We start from the raw sequence: 7,733 nt of genomic DNA on the forward strand, positions 1-7,733 counted from the left end.
CCGCGTGGTGCTGGACGTGGCATCTCGGAGGAAGATGTGTTTCGAACGCCACGACGTTGCCGGCTTCCGCTGTAACCGTCCCCTGTCGGCCGAACGTGATACGACGCCCAGGCCGCGAGAGCCTGTTCGATCGCCAGCATCAACAACAGCAGTGCCAACAACACCAACAAGAACGTCGACATCCCGCCGCCAACTCCCGTGTCTCCCCAATCCCCAGGCGAAAGAAACTCAAACTCCAGAGGCAACAAGTCTCGGATCACTTCCGCACTGGTCACGCGAGCCAAATCCGACTCACCAACATTCAGCACCGAGGCGACGGGCAACACGCTCGTTTGCCCGTCCGTTCCCGTGCGTTGCCATTCGATCGTTCCGGGCACCAACAACTCATCCAAGCCAGCCTGGTCAGCCACGATCAATTCTCGAGGCGAAACCTCGATCGTCGATTCGTTCGCCGCCGCTTCCAATTCAATTTCTAATCGTGGGGGTTCGTCCGCCGGCGGTAACAACACAACCGTCGGCAAATAGCGTTCGCCGGGCACATCAATTTCAGCCACTGAGTCGACTAAGCGACTGGTCGGCGGAGCGGCACCGCTGAACAACATCGCGTTGCTTTGCAGCAAGAAAACCACAAACGTTGGATCGCCCGGCCAGTTGTTCCAATTCCCATCGAGCCCCGTGGTCACGGTCACCACACGGCCCCGCCCCAAACCGTGAAGCGTTGCCACGGGAGTCTCATCGGCGCGAGCCAGCAACGTTTGAACGTTCGCCTGGGAGTCATCGCGGGCGTCAACCGAATCGCCTTCGGATTCGTCCTCCGTCAACTGTTCCCTCAATTCCTCTGTGGCAGATCGAGCCGGCACCCACTGCTTGCGAATGCTGACCAGCCCAAAGATCCCGTTGCCCGCCGAAGCGATCGGGCCCAGCAACTCCGCGTTTTTGCCGAGCACCAATTTAGGCGATTCCTCCGACTCATCTCCAAACGAAACGGTGGGAGCAATGTCAAACGGCAACAGGCCGCCGGCTTTGCCACCGACCAACGTGTTGTAATTGTCCGCGTTGACGTCGTCGCCCAAAAACCAAGCCAAGCCGCCTCCGTCTTGCACGTATTGCTTCAGCGAATCCACGGCGCGTTTGGAAAGCTCGGGCACATCGATCAAGTAGACCGCTCGATAACGCGACAGTTGCTCCACCGTCACGTCTCGCAACATCGTCACCGGCTGGACTTCCGGGATCGCACCGATTCGAACCTGGCTGCCAGGATCCAGAACCGAGGCCACGTGATAAGCTCCGATCGCATCGGAATCGCCCCCATCGATCACCAACACTCGCTGCGCGTCGGCCAGTGGAATCGTGCAGACCCGCGAATTGTCTATCTCCAGTGCATCGGTTGGCAAATCCACTTTCACGACATGCGTGCCGACTTGGTTGATGAAGACCTGAAAGGACTTCGTCAGTTGCTGGCCACCAGGAATGGAGTCAATCAAAATCACGGGCAAGTTTTGAACTTCGCCACTGACCGTCAGCGTTGGATCCGCGGTTTGGACTTGGTCACCGTATGTGATCACGCTGGCCGACAGAGCCACATTGGTTGCCTCTCGCGACGAGTAGTTCTTGACCGTGACGTTGACGACGACGGGAACCCCCGCGACCCAAACATCGGGCGAGGGCGTCAAGTCGGTGATGGCGAGATTGCGAGCCGTGTTACTGGCTTGATTGGGGACACAATCGATCATTTGAATCTTCGCCCCAGCTTGGTCGGCGTTTTCCAATGCCTCGGCCATCCGTCGCGGCGCCGCCCAATCGCGCTGAGTGAAATCGCTGACGACGTACAAGGTTTGCGAGTCAGCGGTTGTGGCCGCAATCAGATCGGATGCCAAATCGATCGCCGACACCAAATCGGTCCGCAGCGACGAAGCTCGAGTCGCCATCAAACGTTCGACTTGCCGACCGTCGGGAGAAATGGTTTGCGCGGACAAATCCGCTGCGACATCGGCGGACGCATTCTCACCCGAAGCGACCATTGCAGCACGACTCGCTCGCATCACCGTCAACGTGTGATTGTCGCCGTCCGCCGCCAACCGTTTCACCAATCCGGCAACAGATGCCAACGCCCGGTCGTAGGCGGTGTTGCCGACCACTCCGCTTGCCTCGGCGTCCGCCACATCGCCCTCCGTCCCGCGACGCGAAACAATTTGCTGCATCGAATAACTGTCGTCGAGCACGATCACATGGTGTGTCGTCTGCCCACCAAGCGCCCCGATCCACTGACGTCCGCCAACCAAGCCCGCTAGCAACGCGATCAGCAACGCCGCGACCGCCAACCGAGAAAGCAACAACAACAGTTGGCGCAGAACAATCCAGCGGCGTTGTTTCCGGTAACTGGCCAGCAAAAAATCCATCGCCGCCCACTTGGTCCGGCGATGCCGAAGCAAGTTGATCAGGTGAACCAAGAGCGGCACCGCGACAAACGCGAAACCAATCGACAGGACGGGATAAAGGAACAAAACGTTGGTGCTTTAAAGGTTGGACTCAGAAGAATGAAAGCGAGCGTGGCATCGGCTTTGAGCTTGCGTTTTCGAATCCACAAGCGGGAATCCTAGTGGTTTGTCAAAGTTAAAAGTGAGAGTTGATCGCAGTGGACGAGGCGATGAGTCCTTGCCTTTGGCGCCAGTTCAGGACTCGTGGCCTCGTCCACTACCGCAAAAATAAATCGTGATAGGCCACTGATTGCATTGTTTTCCATGGACAAAGGCAACTCAATTACGAAGTTTGGGGAGTGCCTGCCGCGCCGAGAGAAAACGGGCGAGCACGGCATCAAGTGGTTCGCTCGTACGGACCTGCAAGTAATCGATTTTCAGCCGGCCACAGGCTCGCCGCGTCTTATCTAAAAAGTCATCGAGAGCCTCGAGGTAGCCTTCCCGAAGTGCGGCGGGATTGCAATTCAGTGCCGACTCAACTTCCAACCCCTCGAAGCGTGTCGCGCCGGTGAAATCAAAGTCCATCTCGTCATCGTGAAGGACGTGGATCAACGCGACATCGTGGCCGCGCGCCCGCAGCACTCGCAGGCCCTCCTGCAATTCCTCCACTCCCAACAAATCGGAAATCACGCACACCACACCAGCCCGCGGAATCGCCGCCGCGAGTTGTTTGGCGACGTGGTCGAGTTTGGTTTCTCCTTCGTGATCGGCGGACGCCAAACAGGTCAACATGCGATTGAGCTGATGCTGGCTCGATTTCGCCGGGACACTGTCACGAAGCTGAGTGTCAAACGTGTACAACCCACACGCGTCTTTTTGACGAAGAGCGAGGTAGGCCAACGAGGCGGCCAGCGACGCTGCGTACTGGAATTTGTTTTCGTCGCCCTCGCCGTACGACATGCTGCCGCTGCAGTCGACCAGCAATTGCAACCGCAGGTTGGTTTCTTCTTCGTACTGTTTGATGTGCAACCGATCCTGGCGCGCGTACACCTTCCAATCGATGTGCCGCAACTCATCGCCGGGAACATACTGGCGGTGCTGCAGAAACTCGATTGATTGGCCGAAGTACGGGCTTCGGTGCATCCCTGATAAAAACCCCTCCACGACTCGCCGGGCGGTCAATTCCAACCGGCGAATGCGAGCGGTGACCTCAGGACGCAAATATCTTTTGGAATCGGGCATCGCGAGACAATTCGTCCTCGGTCGTCGGGGTGGCATCAATGAGTCGGGCGACCACTTCGTCGCTGGTGATGCCTTCGCTTTCAGCAGCAAAGTTCACCACCATCCGGTGACGCAAAACGGGCGGTGCGAGAGCTTGAATGTCTTCGACCTGGACATGATGGCGGCCTTGCAGCAACGCGCGAGCCTTGCCACCCAAGATCAAGAACTGAACCGCACGCGGCCCGGCTCCCCAGCCCACCAAGTCCTCAACGAACTCTGGCACGCCTTCACCACCAACACGAGTCTGCCGAACCAATGACAACGCGTATCGCACAATGTGGTCGCTGACAGGAACCTGACGCACCAATTGTTGCAGTCGCAGAATCTCTTCGCCGCGAAGAACCGGCGTGGTCTCCGCCGAAGCGGTGCCAGTCGTTCGCCGAGCCACTTCAAACTCTTCGTCGAACGACGGGTAGTCGACGTAGATCTTGAACATGAACCGGTCTTGTTGAGCTTCCGGCAACGGGTACGTGCCTTCCTGCTCAATCGGGTTTTGCGTCGCCAAGACGAAAAACGGGTCATCCAGTTGATGCCGTTCGCGGCCCGCAGTGACCTGACGTTCCTGCATGGCTTCGAGCAATGACGCCTGTGTTTTGGGCGGCGTCCGGTTGATCTCATCGGCCAAGACCACGTTGGCAAACAAAGGCCCCGGCATGAAACGCAATTCGCGATGTCCCGTGGCCCGGTCCTCTTCCATGATCTCGGTGCCCGTTACGTCGGCAGGCATCAAGTCAGGTGTGAACTGAATGCGGCTGAAGGACAAATCCAACGTCTTCGCCAGCGTGCTGATCATCAGCGTTTTCGCCAACCCAGGAACGCCTTCGAGCAAAACGTGCCCCCGACTGAACAAACAGATCAGGATTTCATCAATGACTTCCTCTTGGCCGACAATGATCTTTCCCAACTCTTCCAACACTCGCCGACGAGCGTCGTGAAGCAAGTTGAGGTCCGCTTCACCGATGGCAGCGGAGTTTGATTCAGGTGCATTCATCCAGGATGTCTCAATCGGGATATCTTTGTCCAAAGATCACGCGGCAACGATCTAGCGTCCAATCGCTCCAGTACGCCTTACCAAGGTAGTCCACCGGACACCGGCAGAGTAGACCAGTCAATTGCTTCGCGAGCGGTTGTTACGCGATGGAAACGCATGAAGGGCCGACACCAACACCCCCACCCGCAAGACACCGGCAGAATCATCGCCGATGTTAAGCAAGCACGCCGAAATGATTGGTCTGAATCCCGCAAGCCGCTTGGACGTTCGCCAGCACTGCAAAAAGCTTGGGTTGGCGATCTGATAGAGAACGCAAACTCCCTACCTAGGAAACGTTCAACACAGGGAGGTTCAACACAGGGAGATCGTGCAGCTTTCCAAACGCGGTGCTCACAAGTTTGAATTCATCCTCCTGAACGCAGTTGGGGGAGGGTCGGAATGCGAGCGTTCAGCGAGAATTCCGTGGGAGGGCTGTCCGCGCCGTTTCCCACGCTCGGCCCTCACCCTCGCGTACGCCTGAACGGCGGCGTTCGTCCTCCTGGTACGACAGGGACTCTTGCCCGTCAGATTGGCGGATGCCGGACAAGCCTGACCAATCGACGGCAAAACCGCTCAGGGAATCTGCACCTTCCCCCAGAACGGACGTTCCCGATCAGCCCTCACGCGAACGTCTTCCAACATCACCCCCACGGATTGATCAAACGTGAAATCCTTTCGCCGCGAACGATAGCGCACCGTAATCGTCTCTTTGAAATCCAATGGCATCTGGGGATACAACCATACCGTGTAAGCATCCGAAGGAGCCTGGGTGATGACGACTTCGTTGTTAGCCATCACACGAGCCTTGACCGGAGCGGCTTTCAAACGTTCCGCGTCCGACCAAAGAATCGGATTGATCGACAGCCCAGGCAACATCTCATCCCATTCCAACCACCAAAAATAGCGATCACCGTCTCGCATCGAGACCACCTCCAATTCTTCCGGTGGCGCAGGCCGGCGATGCCCCGGCGTCTTCATCCACTCAAAGATCCGGTCGGCTTCCTCGAAAAAGAAATCCAACCCGCGACCGCGATACAGCACGATCATCGCGTCGTGATCGTAGGTCATGTAGCGGTCATAGATCGCGCCAAAGTCTCGCAGGGGCACACCGTCTTTGTCTCCTTTGACGATGTAGACGGGCACGTACTTCGAGTTCTCGTTGTAGTGCAACAACGTTTTGCCAGGCCGACTGCTGATGCTGATCATGCCCGCCCACAGATCCGGATGCGAAACCGCAATGTCCCAAGCCGCGGTGCCGCCTTGGCCGTGTCCGCCAATGAATACGCGATCCGAATCGATCGCGAAATGCCGCATCGCATGACGCAGCGAACTGAGCACCGCGTCGTGCTCACGCATCGTGTACTCGTAATCGCCTTGGCCGCCTCGCGTCCAGCGCGGCGCCACCACGATGAAACCATGCCGAATCGAATGCCCCAACCGCATCATGGAGGGCACCTCCGGTTCGTCCAGCGAAGAATCCGCTGTTGAGCCCCCCTCCGCCGCCTGGCCCGAATCATCCTCGTGCTGCAAGAACGACTGCTGAGGTATTCCCGCCCACCAATTCAATTGTGTTTCAGCGATCGCCCCCGCGGCATGCATGGCAACCACACAGGGATACGTTCGGTTAGGGTCGTACTCCGGCGGCAATTGCACCACATAAGAAACGGGCGGAACCACGCTGGGATCCTCGGCTTGCACCGCATGAAACCCGTCTTGATCCAAACCGATGTGGAACATTCCATCGACGGATGGGTCCGCGACGATCGACGGGTCCGGTCCAATGGCATCCGCCAAAGGTGGCTTCATCAGTGGCAACATTTTCGCGATGTAGTCGGCTCGAGCGCCTTCCAAGGAAGACAACCGCTCGAGAATCTCCTGCCGCTTGCCGGGATCCTCTTCCATCAAATATTCGCGAACCAACGACCGCACATCAATCAACGACAAAACGATCTTCAGGTTCGTTTCACCAGAACCATTGCCCAGCAACCAACCGGCCACCGCGAGCGACACACGGGTTTCCGGATCCATGGCCGCGTTGCCGCCCATGCGAACAAAGTCACTCAAACGCGGCAGTGTTGCGGGCGTCAGCTCCGCTTTGATCTCCGCAACCACACCACCCAACGAATCCTGCACTGGCTCCTGCAACTCTCCCACCAAATCGCCCAAGCGTTTGTGAACCGTGTCGATCTGCGTTTGGGTTTCATCCATTGATTCGATCAAGTCAGCAACCTTGACCTGTGTCACCCGACTGACCACTCGAGTCGGAAACTGATTCAAGATCGCTCGCGCCAACTTGGGTTGGCCCGACTCACGCCTCAGCTCAGCCTGCTCGAGCAACTGCCTCGCTTCGTTCTCAACATACTGACCCACGATCGGTTTCAGATCCGAGCTTTCAGGGAACTCATCCAAGATCCGAACCAGCTCACGACGTGCGTCGGCATACCGCTCCGACTCCGCAAAGAACCGGACGACGTTCAGCCGAGCGTCGACGTCCTTTGGATCCGTGTTCCGCCGGAAGATGTTCCGAAGCTGATCGCTGCTGATACTGGACGTTGCAATCCGCATGTCCAAGTTGATCGAATCGTCCGTTTTGAGTGCTTCGACCCGGGCGTACTTGGCCGTCAATTCAGTGATGCCCTGCAGAATCGCAAACGGTGATCCGGATGGGCCACGAACGGTCATTCGCCGACGCCCAAATTCATTGAATGGAGTTACACCGAGCGTCTGGCCAATCGAGGCAACCTGTTCTCCGCCGTCAGGAACCGGCTGAAAGAACTCAATCCGTTCGTGCAAATCGGGAACATCGCGAGGCTCGGCGGCGACCATGCCTCGCCGGTGAACATAGGTTCGGCGCAACCCATCGTCGACAACCCAAATGGGACGGTTTTGAATGCCGCCTTCGCCGGCCGCCGAAAAGGCGTTCTGGTTCATGCCGGCGATTTCCAAGTAGACGCCCCGCAGCACCATGCCGTTCCGCAACGAAATCAACTGCTCTGCGTTCAGCA

At 57.7% G+C, this 7,733-nt stretch carries 4 protein-coding genes; all 4 read right to left on the minus strand.

The features are described from left to right. Positions 1 to 2,504 (minus strand): BatA domain-containing protein (locus tag ACF8AM_RS21780; RefSeq protein ID WP_392557676.1); only part of this gene is annotated, 2,504 nt, incomplete at its 3' end. A gap of 252 nt (positions 2,505 to 2,756) precedes the next feature. After that, positions 2,757 to 3,638, minus strand: a complete 882-nt coding sequence (locus ACF8AM_RS21785) for a DUF58 domain-containing protein (protein ID WP_392557679.1) — start codon at positions 3,636 to 3,638, stop codon at positions 2,757 to 2,759. Next, a complete protein-coding gene (locus ACF8AM_RS21790) occupies positions 3,628 to 4,689 on the minus strand; it encodes an AAA family ATPase (RefSeq protein WP_392557677.1) in 1,062 nt (353 codons plus the stop codon). Before ACF8AM_RS21790 ends, ACF8AM_RS21785 begins: the two co-directional genes overlap by 11 nt. Positions 4,690 to 5,301: 612 nt before the next feature. Then, a complete protein-coding gene (locus tag ACF8AM_RS21795; RefSeq protein ID WP_392557678.1) occupies positions 5,302 to 7,731 on the minus strand; it encodes an alpha/beta hydrolase in 2,430 nt (809 codons plus the stop codon). Between the last annotated feature and the right edge of the window lie 2 nt (positions 7,732 to 7,733).

It is taken from the genome of Rhodopirellula sp. JB055 (genome assembly GCF_043100905.1).
Lineage (GTDB): Bacteria > Planctomycetota > Planctomycetia > Pirellulales > Pirellulaceae > Rhodopirellula.